Origin of the sequence: Streptomyces sp. NPDC057280 (genome assembly GCF_042668605.1) — a bacterium.
Taxonomy (GTDB): Bacteria; Actinomycetota; Actinomycetes; order Streptomycetales; family Streptomycetaceae; genus Streptomyces.
On sequence record NZ_JBHUYR010000012.1, the window covers coordinates 205,185 to 222,111 of the forward strand.

Annotated in this window: 18 protein-coding genes; 11 read left to right on the plus strand and 7 right to left on the minus strand. The window is 70.1% G+C overall.

Annotated features, from left to right (window positions below; all coding sequences use genetic code 11):
• Positions 1 to 356 precede the first annotated feature (356 nt).
• Positions 357 to 752 (plus strand): nuclear transport factor 2 family protein, encoded by a 396-nt coding sequence (locus ACFUO4_RS40660; RefSeq protein WP_383494909.1) that lies wholly within the window; start codon positions 357 to 359, stop codon positions 750 to 752.
• 258 nt (positions 753 to 1,010) lie between these two features.
• Here ACFUO4_RS40660 and ACFUO4_RS40665 read toward each other — a convergent pair whose 3' ends face one another.
• From ACFUO4_RS40665 to ACFUO4_RS40675, 3 genes are all read right to left on the minus strand, one after another.
• Complete coding sequence (locus tag ACFUO4_RS40665; protein WP_383494912.1) at positions 1,011 to 1,913, minus strand: hypothetical protein; 903 nt, start codon at positions 1,911 to 1,913, stop codon at positions 1,011 to 1,013.
• A gap of 416 nt (positions 1,914 to 2,329) precedes the next feature.
• Entirely contained in the window at positions 2,330 to 2,608 is a 279-nt protein-coding gene (locus tag ACFUO4_RS40670; protein ID WP_383494914.1) for a hypothetical protein, read from the minus strand.
• Between the two features lie 716 nt (positions 2,609 to 3,324).
• Positions 3,325 to 3,762: a hypothetical protein gene (locus tag ACFUO4_RS40675; protein WP_383494917.1), complete on the minus strand. Its 438-nt coding sequence runs from the start codon at positions 3,760 to 3,762 to the stop codon at positions 3,325 to 3,327.
• An 87-nt stretch (positions 3,763 to 3,849) separates the two neighbouring features.
• On the opposite strand from ACFUO4_RS40675, the gene ACFUO4_RS40680 reads away from it, so the two are divergent.
• Positions 3,850 to 4,527 (plus strand): metalloregulator ArsR/SmtB family transcription factor, encoded by a 678-nt coding sequence (locus ACFUO4_RS40680; RefSeq protein ID WP_079307778.1) that lies wholly within the window; start codon positions 3,850 to 3,852, stop codon positions 4,525 to 4,527.
• Positions 4,528 to 4,562: 35 nt separating this feature from the next.
• Here the strand turns inward: ACFUO4_RS40680 and secD are convergent, their stop codons facing one another.
• From secD to ACFUO4_RS40700, 4 genes are all read right to left on the minus strand, one after another.
• A complete protein-coding gene (secD, locus tag ACFUO4_RS40685) occupies positions 4,563 to 6,833 on the minus strand; it encodes a protein translocase subunit SecD (protein WP_383494920.1) in 2,271 nt (756 codons plus the stop codon).
• Between the two features lie 70 nt (positions 6,834 to 6,903).
• Positions 6,904 to 7,332 carry a hypothetical protein gene (locus ACFUO4_RS40690; protein WP_383494923.1) on the minus strand — a complete coding sequence of 143 codons (429 nt, stop codon included), beginning with the start codon at positions 7,330 to 7,332 and terminating at the stop codon, positions 6,904 to 6,906.
• Between the two features lie 133 nt (positions 7,333 to 7,465).
• Positions 7,466 to 8,131, minus strand: a complete 666-nt coding sequence (locus ACFUO4_RS40695; protein ID WP_383494926.1) for a response regulator — start codon at positions 8,129 to 8,131, stop codon at positions 7,466 to 7,468.
• The gene (locus tag ACFUO4_RS40700; RefSeq protein WP_079307941.1) at positions 8,128 to 9,081 is read right to left on the minus strand and encodes a sensor histidine kinase; all 954 of its coding nucleotides are present in this window, start codon (positions 9,079 to 9,081) and stop codon (positions 8,128 to 8,130) included. Before ACFUO4_RS40700 ends, ACFUO4_RS40695 begins: the two co-directional genes overlap by 4 nt.
• 335 nt (positions 9,082 to 9,416) lie before the next feature.
• Here ACFUO4_RS40700 and ACFUO4_RS40705 point away from each other — a divergent pair, with 335 nt between their 5' ends.
• The 9 genes from ACFUO4_RS40705 (at position 9,417) to ACFUO4_RS40745 (ending at position 16,737) form a co-directional block, all read left to right on the plus strand.
• On the plus strand, positions 9,417 to 9,743 hold the full coding sequence (locus ACFUO4_RS40705; protein WP_383494929.1) for a TraR/DksA family transcriptional regulator: 327 nt from the start codon (positions 9,417 to 9,419) through the stop codon (positions 9,741 to 9,743).
• 64 nt (positions 9,744 to 9,807) lie between these two features.
• Positions 9,808 to 10,167, plus strand: a complete 360-nt coding sequence (locus ACFUO4_RS40710; protein WP_383495021.1) for a TraR/DksA family transcriptional regulator — start codon at positions 9,808 to 9,810, stop codon at positions 10,165 to 10,167.
• Positions 10,164 to 10,979 (plus strand): hypothetical protein, encoded by an 816-nt coding sequence (locus ACFUO4_RS40715; protein ID WP_383494932.1) that lies wholly within the window; start codon positions 10,164 to 10,166, stop codon positions 10,977 to 10,979. The genes ACFUO4_RS40710 and ACFUO4_RS40715 overlap by 4 nt, the downstream gene beginning before the upstream one ends.
• Before the next feature lie 74 nt (positions 10,980 to 11,053).
• Positions 11,054 to 11,674: a hypothetical protein gene (locus tag ACFUO4_RS40720; RefSeq protein WP_383494935.1), complete on the plus strand. Its 621-nt coding sequence runs from the start codon at positions 11,054 to 11,056 to the stop codon at positions 11,672 to 11,674.
• A gap of 342 nt (positions 11,675 to 12,016) precedes the next feature.
• Positions 12,017 to 12,184 carry a hypothetical protein gene (locus ACFUO4_RS40725; protein WP_383494938.1) on the plus strand — a complete coding sequence of 56 codons (168 nt, stop codon included), beginning with the start codon at positions 12,017 to 12,019 and terminating at the stop codon, positions 12,182 to 12,184.
• A gap of 569 nt (positions 12,185 to 12,753) precedes the next feature.
• Complete coding sequence (locus tag ACFUO4_RS40730) at positions 12,754 to 13,488, plus strand: cysteine hydrolase family protein (RefSeq protein WP_383494941.1); 735 nt, start codon at positions 12,754 to 12,756, stop codon at positions 13,486 to 13,488.
• Positions 13,489 to 13,611: 123 nt separating this feature from the next.
• On the plus strand, positions 13,612 to 14,352 hold the full coding sequence (locus tag ACFUO4_RS40735; protein ID WP_383494944.1) for a cysteine hydrolase family protein: 741 nt from the start codon (positions 13,612 to 13,614) through the stop codon (positions 14,350 to 14,352).
• 146 nt (positions 14,353 to 14,498) lie between these two features.
• On the plus strand, positions 14,499 to 16,229 hold the full coding sequence (locus ACFUO4_RS40740; protein ID WP_383494947.1) for a regulator: 1,731 nt from the start codon (positions 14,499 to 14,501) through the stop codon (positions 16,227 to 16,229).
• A gap of 91 nt (positions 16,230 to 16,320) precedes the next feature.
• Positions 16,321 to 16,737 (plus strand): AtzH-like domain-containing protein, encoded by a 417-nt coding sequence (locus ACFUO4_RS40745; RefSeq protein WP_383494950.1) that lies wholly within the window; start codon positions 16,321 to 16,323, stop codon positions 16,735 to 16,737.
• Positions 16,738 to 16,927: the final 190 nt, after the last annotated feature.

Here is a 16,927-nt window from a genome sequence, read left to right on the forward strand (position 1 = left end):
CCTCGCGCCGGAAGGTTCGCGGCAGCACCCCGAAGCAGGTCCGCTGCGCGACACCTCTCAGGGAGCAGCGCATTTCACCCCTCCGCAGGTCCACTGGAAGGAGCAATTCGGATCACCGCACCGGCGGGCCTTGGCCGCCAGTCTGGCCAAGGACCGCCTGGATCAACGATGTTGGCGCCTGGGCCGCCGCCGGTCAGAACGACAAGACCTGGACACTCCGCCGGGGCGGACCCGTTCGCCTGTAGGACGGCAAAAGCTCGAGTGCGCCGCGCCGACCCGCAGACGGCCCAAGCGCAGCTCCCCCACCTGCCAGGCCGGGAAGGCGGGCAGGCCGCAGTGGCGCTTCGATGGGTGCCATGAGCGAGCGCGACGACTTCCTGGCCTGGGTGGGATCCGACCTGTATGCGGCGGAGCTGGCCCTTCACAACGGCGACGCGGGCCGCCGTAGGGCGCTGTGGTCCCGCAGGGAGCCGGTGAGTGTGCTCGGCGCCTGGCGCAACGCCTTCGGACTACGCGAGGTCGAGGAGCTCTTCACCCACCTCGCTGAGAGCTTCTCCCACTGCACGTCGTACGCGTTCGATCCGCGGGCTTACGACGTTGCGGGTGACCTGGCCTGGACGGCTGGTTTCGAGCACACGTCGGTGTCCGTCAACGGCGAGCCCAGGAGCTACACGCTCCGGGTGACGCAGATCTACCGCCGCGAGGACGGGTGGTGGCGGGTCGCCCACCGTCATGGGGACGCAGGACCGTAACTGTCCTCGGCGAAGGTCGCCCAGATCAGACGGTCCGCTTCTCAGACGGTCCGCTTCGTACGCGCGGCACGGTCCAGGGTCGGCCGCTCGGCCTCCGCAACACGACAGGTTCCAGCCGGGTATCGCCCATCCGCGCACCACCGGCACGAGCGCTACCCGCCGCAGCAGCACGCCGCACTCTCAAAGAGGGGGGTCGCCTCATGTGGCGACCCCCGACCTCAGAACCAGATCACTAGTACGTCCTGCGCGGTGCCGTTCCTAGCGCATCAGCAGTCCCCGTATCCCCAACCCGTAGTGCACGCGCAGCCGGTGCAGCTCCCACAGGCCCACCGCCGTGACCGAGAGCGGGGCGCCCAGGATGAACACGTACCGGATCACCGTCGGCACGCCCTCGTGGGCGCCGGTGAACATGTCGATCAGTGCCGTCTCCCACGCCAACGCCATGATCAGCAGCGGCGGCACCGTCTCGTGGATGTCCGCGGTGCGGAACACGTGCTGGACGGCGAGTCCCACGCCCCAGACGACGAACGGCGTCACCCAGAACAGGACGAAGAGGGTGAGCGCGAGGGTGAGGCCCTTCGTGACGGTGAAGTGGCCCTCCACGAGGGGTTCCTGGCCCTCGAAGAACCCTGAGAGCACGATGATCGGGAAGACGGAGGCCGCTGCCATCATGGCCACGATCGCGCCGAAGCACCGCCCCGCCCGGCGCAGCAGGTCCCGTCGCGCCGCCGGAGCGGCCAGTCCGTACAGGACGCCGACGACGACCGGGAGGGTCGCCGCCAGCGCGAGGGCGCTGGTCCATGACTTGTCGACCTGCTCGTCCGCCGTGTCGCTGAGCTTGGGGGCGAGCTTGTAGGCGTAGGACATCCACAGGAACGCGCCCACGCCGACCAGGGTCCTGATCTTCCGCATCCGCGCCACCTCGGGATCCGAGACGATGCCCGGCCGTGACGGGGTGAAGACCCTGCGCGCGGCGTGGATGGGGCCGATCCGCCGCCGCAGCCGGGTGACCGGCCCGCCCGGCGGCGGCACCGGCGGCCCCGGGTAGGGCGGCTGGGGCTGTGGCGGCACGTAGGGCTGGGGCGGATAGGGCTGAGGTGGCTGCGGCTGGTAGGGCTGCGGCCCCTGGGGCGGCTGTCCGCCCGGGTTCCAGTTGCTCATCGTTCGTCCCCCGATAGTGCGAGTGAGCGCCGCGATGGGCGCGATCGCCGAGTGTATTGAGCACACAGGGTCCGCGCAGCACCCGCCCCGGGTCGTGCACCGAACGGCCACAATTCAGATCATCGACCGCACCTGCCGCTCGTAGCGTGTCAGCCCCCAGGTCACGAGTCGGACGGGTGTGACTGGCCACGACCGACCACCCCTGGTCAAGGGGCGAGCACCGGCGATCATCTCTCGCAACCAGTCACAGGCGTGCGCCGATGGCCCATGCTGTGCTGTTCGGTGTCCGTCACCTGGACGGCCACTGCTCCCAGGCTTCCCGGCCGGCCAGGGCGGTGCGTGGTCGAGATCGAGCGCGCCGAAGTCGCCTTCGTAGTGGATGCGGTGGTGTAGGAGACCGCGCGCGAGCGTTCGAATCAGTCGGCAGTCTCGTCGTCGAGCTCGTCCCAGTCGTCGTAGAAGAGAGGGTTGAACCAGGCGCGGGATGACCTGGGCATGACGAGGAGCAGGAGGCCGGGGATCACCCCGAAGAACACGGTCGCCACGAACCGGGCCCCGCTATTGCCCTGCCACAGGCCGAGGACTGTCGCACCAGGAAAGAGCGCAACGAGCACTAGTAAGAGTGCACGAGGATCACCCGTGGCGATCACGACCCCGATCCCGACTACGCCGAAGAGGACGGCGAACAGGCCCACCCAAGCAATCATGAAAAGGACTGGGAGGGGCGGCCGTCGTTTCTGTGGGGCCGTGTTCAACGAGGACATGGTGCGTAATGTGCCCTCTTGCCCTGGGCGGGGTGGGGTTCTTGGGCTCTCTCTCACGCAACCCGCACAGACGCCGGCGCCGACCGAGTGCAGGGGGGCTGAATCGCGAGGCTACGCTCACCTGCCCCGCATGAGCGTGCAGGCGGAGGGGGCACGGGGACTGCGCCGGCCGTGCCGGTCTGTTCGCGGACGAGCCGGCTCCGGGCACGTCCTCGCCGGCAGGAGGAGTCGGGCCGGGCCGTGTACGCGTGCTGTGGTGGGCGCGTGATGCTCCGGTTGCCGGGCCGCTCGCGGGCGCGGTGGCGGGCGACGGTCCGCACGATGCCTGCGGTGGGCACCCGGCGCGCGGTGCCGGCGATGCGGCGCAGGAGCGCGGCATGCCTCGTGCCAGAGGGCGCGGGTGCCGTTGGGCGGCAGGTGCGCGGGCAAGCTGCTCAGCTGGTCGAATCGGGCGGTCGTCGAGGAGAGCGATGGAACGCCGTCGTCCGGGTATGAAGGGCGCGGCCGAAGTGCCGCCAAGGCGATGTGGCCCGGTGGAGCCAGATCGTACGGATCCTTGAGCGGCTCTGCCCGGACTCCGGTTGCAAGGTGTGACGGGCGGACCCCGCAGGCCCGCCCGTCAGCGCCACTCAGCGTGTGGCACTGCTTCAGCGCTGCCGCTTGCTGTGGTAGCGCTCCGCGAGGCGTGCGAGCGCCACAGCCGCGAGGAGGAGGCCGAAGTCGCGCAGCGCGATGTCGTAGTAGTCGGGGATCGTCAGGAGGTTGATGATGATGCCGGCCAGCCACCCAGCCACCAGCCAGGCTCCGAAGCGGGGTGCGAGGGCCACGGCGACGCCCGCCACGACTTCGATCACGCCGACGGCGTACATGGCCGCTTGGGCGCTTCCAGGGACGAGGTCGTCGATCCACGGGGCGAGGTAGGCGGGCCAGTCCACGAGCAGGTTGGTGAACTTGTCCAGCCCGAACAGGATCGGCGCCACCGTGAACGCCGTACGCAGGATCACGAACGCCTGATAGCCGGGATCGGCGAGCAGCGCACGCCGCGGGGTGGCGGCGGATGGGGTGCGGGCGGTTGCGGAGGACATGGCGGGTCCCCTCTTTCTATAGACAACTCTCATTGCTTATAGAAGCTCCGACCGCTTCTTTAGTCAATGGCTGTTGGTTTTACACTGGTGTTCGTGGACGACCCGAAGGAAGTACGCGATGCCGATGTCTCCGCCGTCGCCGCTCTGGACGAGCCGACCCGCAGGAGGCTGTACGACCATGTAGCGCGACAGCCCGGTCCCGTCAGCCGCGACGACGCGGCCGCCGCGCTCGGCCTGGCGCGCCAGACAGCGGCGTTCCATCTCGACCGCCTGGCCGACGAATCCCTGCTCGACGTGGTCTATGAGCGGCGCAGCGGGCGGGCAGGGCCGGGTGCGGGCAGGCCCGCCAAGCTGTACCGGCGCTCGACGAGGCAGTTCGCCGTCAGCTTGCCGGACCGGCGCTACGAGCTCGCCGGCCGGCTGCTGGCGCAGTCCGTGGAGGAGTCCGCGGCGACCGGCGCCCCGGTGCGCGAGGTGCTGCACCGCAAGGCCGAGGAGTTCGGCACGCGGCTGGGCGAGCGCGGCGGCTCGGACCTCTTCGATCTGCTGGAACAGCACGGGTTCGAGCCGCGACACGAGGAAGACGCCGTCGTGCTGGGCAACTGCCCCTTCCACGCCCTGGCGCGTGAGCACACACAGACGGTGTGCGGCATGAACCTCCATCTGCTGCGCGGTGTCCTGCACGGGCTGGACGAGAGCGGGTACGCAGCCCGTCTGTCGCCCAGCCCGGGCCGGTGCTGTGTCCGGCTGGAGCCCGTCGCCTGATCATCAGGGACGCCCGGGGTCCGGCCTGCGCGACGTCATTCGCGCCTGCTGCCCCCGACCGCGGGGACGCGACCGGCCCCGCCGCGTTGGTGCAGTTCGATGGCCAGCGGGGTCGCGGTGAACATCGAGGAATAGGTGCCCACCACAAGGCCGATCAGCAGTGCCAGAGCGAAGTCGGTCAGGGTGTCGCCACCGAGGACGGCCAGTGCGGTGAGGATGAAGGCGGCCCCCATGCCGGTGTTGACGGCGCGGGGCAGGGTCTGCAGCAGCGCCTGATTGGCGACCCGGGCGAAGGACTCCCCGCGGTCACGCCGGTCCAGTTCCCTGATCCGGTCGAAGACGACGACGGAGTCGTTGACGGAGTAGCCGATGACGGTCAACAGCGCGGCCAGGAAGACGCCGTCGATGGGCTTGCCGAGCCACGCGAAGACGCCGATGAGGATCACGACGTCATGGGCGAGGGCGGCGACCGCCGAGGTGCCCAGCAGCCAGCGGAAGCGTGCCGCGAGATACATCAGCTGGGCGCCCAGGGCGACCACGAGCGCGATGAGGGCGCCACGGCGCAGTTCCTCGCCCAGGCTGGGCCCGATGGTTTCGTCGCGGATTCTGTCGGCTGTGCCCACCAGGCCGGTGACGGTGTCGGTGAGGGCCGCCGCCTCGGTGTTGCTCAGGTGGTGCGTGCGGATGGTGAGCCGGTTCTCACCGGAGCTCTGGACGACGGCCCGCGGGAACCCCGCGTCGGCGAGCGCGCTGCGGGCCCGGTCGGCGTCGACGGGGCCGGCCGTGGTGTATTCGATGAGGCGGCCACCGGTGAACTCGACACCGAAGTCGAGGCCGCGCACAGCGATCCCCGCGGCGGCCAGTACGAGGGCAGCTGCCGAGGCTGCCAGCCACCGGCGCGGGTGGCGCAGAAGGTCCGGCTTGCTACGGCTCAGGCGGTCGCGGACGGTGCCGGTGTGGGCGATGCCGGTGAGATGGGGGCGGCGGCGCAAGCAGGGGCGGGCGATCGCGTGGTCGGCGAGGGCTCGGGTGATGACCAGGGCGCTGATCATGGAGGCGAGGACGCCGATGCCCAGCGTGACGCCGAACCCGCGCACGGGCCCGGAAGCGAGGAAGAACAGCAGACCGGCAGCGATGAGAGTGGTGATGTTGGAGTCGGCGATCGCGCTGAACGCCCTGCGGAATCCGGACGTCAGGGCCGACCGCGGGGTGCGCCGCCGGCCCGAGGCGTACTCCTCTCGGGCGCGTTCGAAGACGAGCACGTTCGCGTCGACCGCCATACCGATGGCCAGCACGAATCCCGCGAGGCCCGGCAGAGTCAGGGTGGCCCCGAGGGCGGCGAGGGCCGCGTAGGACAGGAGGCCGTAACAGACCAGCGCCACCGTGGCCAGGAACCCCATGATGCGGTAGACGACGATGATGAACAGCGAGGTCAGTGCGGTGCCGATGACGGCGGCCCACGCGCTGGCCGTGATGGCTTCGGCGCCCAGGGTGGGGCCGACGATGCGCTGCTCGATGATCTCGACCGGCACCGGCAGCGCACCTCCGTTGATGAGCAGGGCCAGCTCCTCGGCGTCGCCGTCGTCGAAGGCGCCGGTGATCTGGGTGGAACCGCCGCTGATGCCGGAGCGGCATGCGACGGACGGGTCGACCTGCGGCGAGGAGATGATCTTGCCGTCCAGGACGATGGCGACCCGGCGGGCCGGGTCTCCGTTCGCGTGGCAGGCGGCCTCGCCGGTCAAGCGGGCCCACCCCTTCTTGCCTGACCCCTTGAAGTCGACGGTGACGTGCCATCCGGCACCGCCCTGCTGGTCAAAGCGGGCGGCGGCCCTCTCGACGTCCTTGCCGGTGAGTGCAGCCGCCCGCAGACGCAGGTACTGGCCGGACTCATCGGGCAACGCCTGCTCGCGCGGCCGCTTGGGCAACGGCTCGGGAAGCTGGTTGGCGCCGGTGACGGTGCCGAGCACCTGGTGGAAACTGAGTTGGGCGGTGCGGCCGAGCACTTCGGCCGCCTTCCGCGGATCCTCCAGGCCCGGCAGTTCGACGACGATCCGGTCGCTGCCGGAGCGGGCGAGGGTGGGTTCGGCGACGCCGAGAGCGTCGATGCGGCCGCGCAGCACCTCCACCGTGCGGTCTGTGGCCTCGCCGCCGGCATCCGCGGCGGAAGCGGGACGGGTCTCCAGCATGATCCGGGTGCCGCCGCGCAGGTCGAGTCCGAGATGGACGGGCACGGTGAGCGCGACGTACAGGGACAGGGCGACGGTGGCGAGGGCGATCAGTCCTCTGATGTGCGGGGATCGTTTCACAGCGGGCCTCCGGCAGGCGCACCGAGGCCAGCGCAGTGGCCTGGGTGGAGAAGTGTGAAGTGGTGAGGGTTCAGATGCCGGAGAGCGTGGGTGGAGCCCGGACCCCGTCACGGTGTGCCGGTTGCCCCGATGCGGGCGGGCTCGTCGCTGAGGGCGGCGGTGCGCACGGGAAGGGGGTGGCGGACGCCGCCCGTGCTGTCCCTGGGGTGGCGACCGGCGAGGCATGGCGTTCGCCGGTGCCGGCACGATCGCTTCGTACGGAAAGGGTGGTGAGGATCGCGGGGTCCGCGCTGGCCACGTACGACACACTGTCCGCGTACGACGCGCTGCGCGCCGGCGCGGTCTCCCCGGTGACCCCCGCCCCACTCACCGCACGGGCGTGCTCGCTGCCCGGGGCGTACGAGCCGAGCAGGATGGCGAGAACAGTGAGCAGGACGGCCCACATCGCTGCCGAGCGGGGTTCACTCGTGCGCGTTACGCGGCGTGCGAAACGAGCCATCCCCCGTCTCCCTTCCCATCGGTGGCAGCCCATCGGTGGCAGCCGATCCGCGGCAGCAGCCCGTCGGCGGCAGTCGGTACCTCAGGGCCTCGGCTGGGGAGTGGGCAGCCAAGGCCCTGAGGAGTCAGCGGTCTCAGGCTTCGATGAGGCCGGCGCGGATCGCGTAACGGGTGAGTTCCAGCCGGTCACGCAGGCCGAGCTTGTGCAGGAGGTTCTCCCGGTGCCGGTGGACGGTCTTGATGCTGATGAAGAGCATCTCCGCGATCTCCTTGGAGGAGTGGCCCTCGGCGACGAGTTTGAGAACCTCCTCCTCCCGTGCGGTCAGCACCTGCTCGGGCGGCTCCTCGCCCTGGCGAACCCGGTCCAGATAGTTGCGGATGAGCGCGGTGACCGCGCCCGGATACAGGAAGGGTTCGTCACGCATCGCGGCCCGGCAGGCCGCCACCAGGTCGCGGTCCGCCACGGACTTCAGCACATAGCCGCTGGCGCCGGCCTTCAGCGCCTGGAAGAAGTACTGCTCGTTGTCATGCATCGTCAGCATCAGCACCCGTACGCCGGGTTTCAGGGCGAGGAGTTCCCGGGTGGCCTGCAGTCCTGTCTTGCGGGGCATCCCGATGTCCATGACCGCCAGGTCGACCTCATGGGTGCGGGTCAGCTCGATGGCCTCCGCGCCGTCCCCCGCTTCGGCGACGACCTCGAGGTCCGGTTCGCGGTCGAGGATCAGCCGCACCCCACGACGTACCAGAGCGTGGTCGTCGGCGACGAGGATGCGGATCACTGAGGTGTGGGGCTTGGTCATGGCTGCTTCCTGACAAGGGGCACGGTCAGCCGGACCGTCGTACCGGCCTGCGGCTGTGAGGTGACGTCCAACGCGGCCCCGATCAACAGGGCTCGCTCGCGCATTCCGCGGATTCCCGCCTCTTCGCGGGCGCCGCCGGTGCCGCGGCCGTCGTCGCTGACGGCCAGCACCATCGCTCTGTCGGTGTGGCGCAGGCTCACCTCGACCTTGTCGGCCTCGGCGTGGCGGGCGGCATTGGTCAGGGCTTCCTGGGCGACGCGGTACACCACCAGTTCCGTCTGCTGGTCAAGCGTGGGCAGCCCGGTGTCGAAGCGGCGCACCACGCGCAACCCGACGTGGGTGGCGAACTCGCTGGTCAGTGAGGTCAGTGCGCTGACCAGACCGAGGTCGTCCAGAGCCCCCGGCCGAAGTCGGCGGACCAGGCGGCGCACCTCGTCCAGGCTTGTCCTGGTGATCTCCTGTGCTTGGCGGAGCTCACTGCGCAGGGGCTCGCCCGCCTCTCCGGCGGCTCGCTCCAGCGCCAGCAGGATCGCGGTCATGCTCTGGCCGACCTCGTCGTGCAGTTCCTGGGCGATACGGCGGCGCTCCGCCTCCTGCGCGGACAGGGCACGGGCGCTGCTGGTGGCCCGTTCGTGCTCAAGGCGCTCCAGCATGGCGTTGAAGGTGCGGATCAGTTCGGCGGTCTCGCCGAGGCCGCCTTCCGGCAGCCGCTGACCGGGCCGCAGCAGGTCCACGGTGGTCATCAGCCGGGTGAGCCGGTCGAGCGGGGTCAGGCCGATCCGGAGCAGGGCCGCGTTGGCGACCAGCATGACGGCCAGGCCCGCCACGAGGATGACCGCCTCGGTCAGGAGGACCGGCACGGAGACGGTGACCGGGGCCCACAGCAGCAGCGCGGTGGCGCTTCCCAGCACGACCGCGTTGAGGGCGAAGATCCGCCAGAACAGGGACACCGCGATGACGCCTTTCTCCAGGTGACGCGGCTTCGTTTCCACTGTCTGTCACCGCGCTTCTCATGTGTGAGCCGCGGCCACTGGTCTCAACCGGCCTGCCGTCCAGGCTGCCCGCTTCCGGCACCGCCGTCGATGGGGACCACTGCCCATTTTCCGCAGCCTGGCCTGCCCATGCCGCCCTGCCGGGCCTTGCCGCGGATGGGTATCGCGCCCGATTGGTTCTGCGCGGCAGCACGGCCACGCTGGAGGCAGCAATCGACCCGGTGGCTCCCCGGTTCTCCCCCGACCGCTGCCTGCCCGGCGCGCCCCGCCTCCATCCGAAAGAGAGAGAAGCCATGTCGCTCGACACGCCCCAGACCGAGACCCGTCGCGAGCGGCTGACGGCGCACGAGGCCCTTCAGCGCCTCGAACACGAACGTGCCTCCCGCCTCACCCAGCTGCGGGCCATCGGCGAGGCGGGGCCCGACGCGGAGGAGCAGGTGATGTCCGCGCAGAAAGACACCATCAAGAGGGTCCTCGCCCAGGTCGAGGCAGCCTTCGCCCGCGTTCGGGACGGTAGCTACGGCATCTGTCAGAACTGCTCCAAGACCATCCCGGTCGAACGCCTGGAGATCCTGCCCTACACCCCGTTCTGCGTGCCCTGCCAGCGTGACACCGCCTGACGGCCGCTCCCCCGGACTACTCCCTCTCCCGCCTTGCTCAGGAGGTGACTTGGTGAACCCACAGATGGTCGAGAACCCCCACACCACTCTCTCGGTCGAGGACTTCGCCGCACTGCGCGAGAACCTGCACGAGCAGCGTCTGTTCCGCCAGGAACAGCTTCAGCACCTGTCGGACGCCGCCACGACCCGCCTCGACGCGGCTCTCGACCGGCAGGCCGCCGCGCAGACCGAGGTCCGCGTCAAGCTCGCCGCCTCCGCGCGCATGGTTCTGGCCGATGTGGAGGCCGCCCTCCAGCGGATGGACGAGGGCCGCTACGGCGCCTGCCATCTGTGCCGCGGGCCCATCGCCCGCGAGCGACTGATGATCGTGCCGCAGGCCCGCTACTGCGCCCGCTGCCAGCAGGTCAGGGAGGCCGGCCGGTGACCACCGTCCCCAACCTCCTTCCCGTGACCGCCCGGCACCGCTTGTGGCCTCGGTGCCGACGGTGCAACGGCATAGCCCTCGATCTGGGGAGCGCCCGCACCCGGGCCTGGACGTCGGGACGACGCATGATCCTCGACGTGCCCACGGTCACGTTCCCCGGCCACGGCGCCACGTACCCCATTCGGCGCGGCACCATTGTCGACACCCCTGGAACCGCCAGGATGCTCGACCGGCTGCTCGGTCACCGGCTGCCCCGATCCGGGCGTCCCCTGCTCATCCTGACCACGCCCGTACTGGGCGGCATGGCCTACCGGGCCGAAGCCCGCACCGCGGTCGAGGTCCTGCGCCCGCGCGCGGTACTGACCGTCCCCACCGCGCGCGCCGTGGCCGCGGCCGCAGAGGCCGACCTGACCCGCCCGCTGCTCGTCGTGGACGTCGGCGCCCACCTCACCGAGGTCACCCTGCTCGTCGACGGTGCGGTGACCGACGCCCACTGCACCGCCCTGGGCACCAGCGACCTGGACAGCCGCACCCCGCCGTCGCGGATCACCGAAGCGGTCGTCGTCATGGTGACCACCATGCTGGACCAGGACCGCACGTCCCTGACGCTGGACGCCCTCCGCCGAGGTCCACTCCTCGCCGGCGGGGGCGCACTGCGAGCTGACATCGTCTACCCGCTCGTCGACCGTCTCCACGCGTCCGTCCAGCCTGTCGCGGCGCCCCACACCAGCGCGGTCCGCGGCGCCGCAAGACTTCTGCAGGCTGCCCACGCCCACCCCTCCGCGCTCACCGACGCGGTGCACCACGGCTAGTCAGGTCACGGCCCGTCCCGTCCTCGCCGCACGGATGGCGAGGACGGTCACGACCACGCGGAAGGAGAGACCTCGTGGCCCGCGCGACACCCCCAGAGCCCCCTGCCGAAGAACTCCCGCGCGTCGTGCTGTGGCGGTGGCGGCGCAACCCCCTGCGCCGTCGCACCGATCTCGCGCAGGCATGGATCGGGGCAGTACTCCTTCTCACCGTGCTCGCCGCCATACCCGTCGCCATGTTCCTCGTCGGCGACACCGCCTACCGCCATCACATGGAGACCGCCCGGCACCAGGCCGCCACCCGCCATCACACCCCCGCCGTACTGGTCCACGACGCCCCGCGCCATCCAGAACCAGGATCAGACGAGGCGAAGCAGACCCGGTACCCGGCCTCCGTCCGTTTCACCGACCCGCATGGACATACCCGCACCGCAAAGGCCGACGTCGAGCCCGCCCTTCCCGCAGGCAGCGCCATCCGCGTCTGGGTCGACAACGACGGAAAGATCACCGACCCGCCCATGACCACAACGCAGGTCCGCAACCGCGCGATGGGCTCCGCCCTCGTCGCCGCCATGGCCGTGCCCCTCCTCGGTGCCGCCGCATACGGCTACGCCCACCGCAGGCTGGAACGGCACAACCTCGCCCGGTGGGACGCGGCCTGGGCTGACGTCGCCCAGCGATGGACCACGTCTCGCTGACTCGCTGCGCTGCCGGGACTCCACCCAGCCAACATGTCCTGGGTGAGGCGGTGCAGTTGGAAAGTATCGACCCCGACCGCGGACAAGAGCTCCGGCCGGTGCGGCGGTCGCAGGACGAACGGTGGGAACGCGCAGCCCCCAGCTTCATGCCCGCGAAGGGCGTGTGGGGGGACGCCCACAACCGGCCCTGCCCACCAAACAACCTCTGACACTGGCCTGCCGCACACAAAGTTGATCCGGTCGGTGGAGGGGCCTGCGAATCAATCTCTGCGCCGCCCGTGTCGGTGGGGCAAGCCGGGCCCCGGGCCCGGGCCACCGACCACGCACAACGGAGCGCACACCATGTCCCGAGCGCACATCTTCCGCAGGCTCAGCACATGGGCCATTCTCCCGACCGCCCTCGCCGACGCCGTCGCCGACCTGGGCGGCAACCTCACCACCGCTGCGCAGCTCCATTCGCTGGGCGGTCACTACGGCTGGCCGGCGCGAAGGTCCCGGCCGATGGCATGAGCTTCGACATGACGAACGTCGACGCCGACCAGTACGACACCACCGTCTACTTCCTCCGCGGGCGGGGCGGCGGCCGATGGGCCAGAGTCGGGTCAATCTGATCTTCAACGCGTGGAACATGTAGGTGACCGGCTGGTTCAACGAAGTGAGCAGGGAGTGGCTCAACTAGTCCCAGATGGAGGCTGCCGCTGGGGTTGACCGCGGTTCTCCCGGCATCCCTACGGCATGGCCTACCGGGGCGAAACCCTGTGAATCGTCGGCCCGCCTCCGCGTGGGACACGCTGCTGCCGGCGCAGCCGAACTCGGGGCCAGGTCGGCCATAACGGCCGTGATACGCGCGCAGTGCAGCCGTACACCGGGCGGGCACGGGGGCCAGAACGGAAGCAGACCAGGCCCCGCGACGTCGACCCGGCCCTGGCCCAGGCCTGCGCCCACCCGTGGGCGCGTCATTCCTGCGTAACCCGGCGAGCGTCTGGCCGAAACTAATTTCCACATAATCACCGTGTACGGAATACCAGAAATATTGCGGCTACTTTCCCATGCACCATTTCACCCGGCTTGGGGGATCAATGGCTGACAATGCGCCTATAAGTCCGCAAAATCCGACAGTAATCATCGGCCCGGTCACCGCGAAGCCCTACGCGTGGCCGTACGACACCTCCGTGTCCGCCGACCGGGTCGCCGTGCTCTGCATCGACTGGCAGACGGACTTCTGCGGACCCGGCGGTTACGTGGACACCATGGGATACGACATCTCGCTGACCCGGGCCGGGCTCCCGGCGACGCAGAAGCTGCTCGCGCACGCCCGCAGCACGGGCATGCTCGTGGTCCACACCCGTGAGGGGCACGCCCCCGATCTGGCGGACCTGCCGGCCAACAAGCGCTGGCGGTCCGCGCAGATCGGCGCCGAGATCGGCGCCGCCGGACCGTGCGGCCGCATTCTGGTCCGGGGAGAACCCGGCTGGGAGATCGTGCCCGAAGTGGCCCCGCTTCCCGGTGAAGTGATCGTGGACAAGCCGGGCAAGGGAGCGTTCTACGCCACCAACCTCGACCTCGTGCTGCGCACCCGGGGCATCACCCATCTCGTCCTCACCGGCATCACCACGGACGTGTGCGTCCACACCACCATGCGCGAGGCCAACGACCGCGGCTACGAATGCCTGATCCTCTCCGACTGCACCGGGGCGACGGACCCTTCGAACCATGAAGCCGCGCTGCACATGGTGACCATGCAGGGCGGCGTCTTCGGATGCGTCTCCACCGCCGACGACCTGATCGCCGCCACGACTGAGACCACCTCCTGAGCTGACCCACCGGACGGGGCCCCTGCACCGCTCGAACAGTCCTGCGCATCCGGGCGCATGGTCCGAATCCGCCCGAGCCGGCCGCGTCGACTCCCCTTCCCATCGACGAAAGCAGGAACCGCCATGGCAGTTGCGGAATCGCTCCGTGTCGAGGCCGCCCCGTACGCGTTCACCTTCGACCCCGCCGAGACGGCACTCGTCCTCATCGACATGCAACGGGACTTCCTCGAACCCGGTGGATTCGGCGAGAGCCTGGGCAACGACGTCGAACAACTGCGGAAAACCATCGCTCCGCTGCGGGGCGTGCTCGACGCCTGCCGTGCCGCGGGCATGGCGGTCATGCACACCCGCGAGGGGCACCTGCCGGACCTGTCCGACTGTCCCCCCAGCAAGCTGCTGCGAGGAAACCCCAGCCTGCGCATCGGTGACCCGGGCCCCAAGGGCCGGATACTGGTCCGCGGTGAGGAGGGCCACGACATCATCGAGGAGCTCTACCCGGTGGCGGGTGAGCCGGTGATCGACAAGCCGGGCAAAGGCGCCTTCTACGCCACCGACTTCGGTGAGCTGCTCACCGCCCGCGGCATTCGCCGTCTCGTCGTCACCGGCGTCACCACCGAAGTGTGCGTGCACACGACGGTCCGCGAAGCCAACGACCGTGGATACGAGTGCTTGGTGCTGTCGGACTGCGTCGGCAGTTACTTCCCCCAGTTCCAGCAGGCGGGCCTGGAGATGGTGGCCGCGCAGGGCGGCATCTTCGGCTGGACCGCGGAGTCGGCCGCGTTCCTGGCGGCACTGGCCACCGCGTCGCCCGTCAGCCCCGACGTTCCGGAAACCGCCCGCAAACCGGCGCCACAGCCGCGCTGACAGGGCCACCAGCGCCCGGCCGCCACGCCCCGGCCCGCCCCCACTGCACCGCCACCTCGACGGCGCCCACTGTCCACCAGCATCCCGTCACCAGGCGTACCCCGCGCCGGAATCCACCGCTCCACCCTACGAAGGGTGATCCCGCCATGCTGTCACTCCGCCGCACCGCCCCCGCCGAGACCGAACCCCTGCCCCTCCCGCTGTGGGTACGCGGCGACACCAACGCGTTCTTCGGACTGGCCGTCAACGTCCTGGTCAATGTGCTGACGTTGACCGGGTTGTGCCTGGGCGTCGTCAAGATTCCGGCCGACGACGTCTTCCACACCATCCTGCCGGCGCTGGGCATCGCCCTGATCGCGGGCAACATCTACTACGCCTACCTCGGCCGCCGACTCGCACGGCGGGAGGGTCGGCAGGACGTCACCGCGATGCCCTACGGGCCGAGCGTGCCGCACATGTTCATCGTCGTGTTCGTCATCATGCTGCCGATCTACCTCAAGACCAAGGATCCGCTGCTGGCGTGGAAGGCCGGTATCGCCTGGGCCTTCATCATCGGTGTCATCGTCCTCATCGGGGCCTTCGTGGGCCCGTACATCCGCCGGTTCGCACCCAGGGCCGCCCTGCTCGGCACCCTCGCCGGCATCTCCGTCTCCTTCATCTCCATGCGGCCCGCCGGCCAGATGTGGGACGACCTGTGGATCGCCCTGCCGGTCTTCCTGCTGCTCCTGATCGGCCTCATGACCGATCTGAAGCTGCCCGGCAACATCCCCATCGGGCTCGCCGCGCTCCTGGTGGGCACCGCGATCGGCTGGGCCGGCGGAGCGATGGACGGCTCCGCGGTCTCGGCTGCGGCCGACGACATCACCTTCGCCCTCCCGGGCCTCCACCTCGACACGCTGTTCTCCGGCCTCTCGGACGTCGCACCGCTGCTCGCCACCGCCATCCCGCTGGGCGTCTACAACTTCACCGAGGGCATGAGCAACGTCGAGAGCGCCGCTGCCGCCGGCGACAACTACAACCTGCGTTCGGTACTGCTGGCCGACGGCGCGGGCGCCGTCATCGGCTCGGCGCTCGGCTCACCCTTCCCGCCCGCCGTGTACGTCGGTCACCCCGGGTGGAAGGCGGCCGGCGGACGCACCGGCTACTCGCTGGCCACCGGCGCGGTCATCGCCCTGATGTGCTTCCTCGGCATGTTCAGCCTGTTGGGTGCGATCTTCCCCGTCGCTGCGATCGTGCCCATCCTGCTGTACATAGGCCTGCTCATCGGCGCCCAGGCCTTCCAGCTGTCACCCAAGGCACACGCCGCGGCCGTCGTCGCCGCACTCGTGCCGAACCTGGCCTCGTGGGCCGTCGGCCAGATCGACAACGCCCTCGCGGCCGCCGGCACCAACGCCTCCAAGGTCGGGGAAGCGGGTCTGGAGTCGTCAGGTGTCGTCTACCACGGGCTGATGGTCCTCGGCCAGGGCGCGATCCTGGCGGGCCTGATCCTGGGCGCGCTCGTCGCGTTCGTCATCGACAAACGGTTCGTCCCGGCGGCAGCGGTGGCCCTGACCGGAGCGGCGCTCTCCTTCATCGGGCTCATCCACGCCCCGAAGATCGACTGGAACGCCAGCGGAAGCGTCAGTCTCGGTTACCTCTTCGCCGCCGTCCTGTGCGGAGCCTTCGCCCTGACCCGGCCGGCACCCCGCGAGCCGGACGCCGAGGAACTGGAACTCGAGCGGCTGCACGGCGGCGGCTCCTCCGCGACGGCAGCACCGGAGCCGGAGAACGAGCAGGGACCTGACCCGGTCCCGGAGACCGCGCCGGCCAGCGTCGGTGTCCTGTCGGACGCGACCACCGCGCCCGCCGAGCCGCACAAATCGGCGGCCACCGACTGACGTGGCTCAGACAACTGACACCGATGACAGCGCCTCCCGTGCAGCCGGGTGACCCCCTGGCTGCACGCCCGCGCGAGGACGGATCGGTCCCATGACGAACGGAGAGCGCATGGATGTGGACCTGCCCCAGACGGTCGCCGAAGTGACGGCGGCCTTCGCCGGCTACGAGGAAGCCCTGGTCACCGACGACGACGAAGGCGTCACCGGGTACTTCTGGACCTCACCCGACACGGTCCGCTTCGGTATCGCCGACCGGCAGGCCGGGATCGAGGAAATCCGGGACTGGCGGCGGCAACAACCGCCGCTTCCCCCGGGCAGAAAGCTCTTCGACACCAGAATCAGCACGTTCGGGACCGACTACGCCGTGGTCACCACCCTGTTCGCCTACCCCGGGGGCAACGCCGTCGGCCGCCAGACGCAGTCGTGGACACGCTTCCCCGTAGGCTGGCGCATTGTCAGCGCCCATGTGTCGGAGGTGCCGGACGAGCCTTCCCGGCCGGGCGCGTGAGGGGCCTTGGCGGCCATGTGGCCGCCGCGGGGATGTAGGGGGCGGGCTGGCGGCGCGCCGGTGCCGGGAGCGCAGGACGGCTGGGAAGGCTGTGCTCAACTCGGCGGCGGGAGAGTGGGGTTGAGGACGTAGCGGGCGGGTGCGGTTGCCGTTGCGGTCGCGTTCGGCCAGCCAGACCCTCGTACGACGG

Coding starts and splice junctions, on each gene's coding strand:
- ACFUO4_RS40675 (WP_383494917.1), bottom strand. CDS start 3,762: ATGTCCTCCGCAACCGCCCGCACCCCATCCGCCGCCACCCCGCGGCGT.
- ACFUO4_RS40690 (WP_383494923.1), bottom strand. CDS start 7,332: ATGGCTCGTTTCGCACGCCGCGTAACGCGCACGAGTGAACCCCGCTCG.
- ACFUO4_RS40710 (WP_383495021.1), top strand. CDS start 9,808: ATGGTCGAGAACCCCCACACCACTCTCTCGGTCGAGGACTTCGCCGCA.
- ACFUO4_RS40735 (WP_383494944.1), top strand. CDS start 13,612: ATGGCAGTTGCGGAATCGCTCCGTGTCGAGGCCGCCCCGTACGCGTTC.
- ACFUO4_RS40745 (WP_383494950.1), top strand. CDS start 16,321: ATGACGAACGGAGAGCGCATGGATGTGGACCTGCCCCAGACGGTCGCC.
- ACFUO4_RS40725 (WP_383494938.1), top strand. CDS start 12,017: ATGTCCCGAGCGCACATCTTCCGCAGGCTCAGCACATGGGCCATTCTC.
- ACFUO4_RS40665 (WP_383494912.1), bottom strand. CDS start 1,913: ATGAGCAACTGGAACCCGGGCGGACAGCCGCCCCAGGGGCCGCAGCCC.
- ACFUO4_RS40730 (WP_383494941.1), top strand. CDS start 12,754: ATGGCTGACAATGCGCCTATAAGTCCGCAAAATCCGACAGTAATCATC.
- ACFUO4_RS40740 (WP_383494947.1), top strand. CDS start 14,499: ATGCTGTCACTCCGCCGCACCGCCCCCGCCGAGACCGAACCCCTGCCC.
- ACFUO4_RS40705 (WP_383494929.1), top strand. CDS start 9,417: ATGTCGCTCGACACGCCCCAGACCGAGACCCGTCGCGAGCGGCTGACG.
- ACFUO4_RS40695 (WP_383494926.1), bottom strand. CDS start 8,131: ATGACCAAGCCCCACACCTCAGTGATCCGCATCCTCGTCGCCGACGAC.
- ACFUO4_RS40660 (WP_383494909.1), top strand. CDS start 357: ATGAGCGAGCGCGACGACTTCCTGGCCTGGGTGGGATCCGACCTGTAT.